Source organism: Huaxiibacter chinensis, assembly GCF_022171985.1.
GTDB classification, from domain to species: domain Bacteria; phylum Pseudomonadota; class Gammaproteobacteria; order Enterobacterales; family Enterobacteriaceae; genus Enterobacter; species Enterobacter chinensis_A.
Window position 1 is genome coordinate 1 of record NZ_JAJVHF010000082.1, and the last position, 380, is coordinate 380.

The window sequence follows — 380 nt, forward strand, 5'->3', positions numbered from 1 at the left end:
ACTCGGTTTCCCTTCGGCTCCCCTATACGGTTAACCTTGCTACAGAATATAAGTCGCTGACCCATTATACAAAAGGTACGCAGTCACCCCATAAAGAGGCTCCCACTGCTTGTACGTACACGGTTTCAGGTTCTTTTTCACTCCCCTCGCCGGGGTTCTTTTCGCCTTTCCCTCACGGTACTGGTTCACTATCGGTCAGTCAGGAGTATTTAGCCTTGGAGGATGGTCCCCCCATATTCAGACAGGATACCACGTGTCCCGCCCTACTCTTCGAGTTCACAACATATGCATTTTTGTGTACGGGACTATCACCCTGTACCGTCGGACTTTCCAGACCGTTCCACTAACACACATGCTGATTCAGACTCTGGGCTGCTCCC

1 rRNA gene is annotated in these 380 nt (G+C 51.1%); it reads right to left on the reverse strand.

From position 1 onward, the window contains the following. Positions 1 to 380 (reverse strand): 23S ribosomal RNA (locus LZP96_RS24055); the annotation flags it as partial.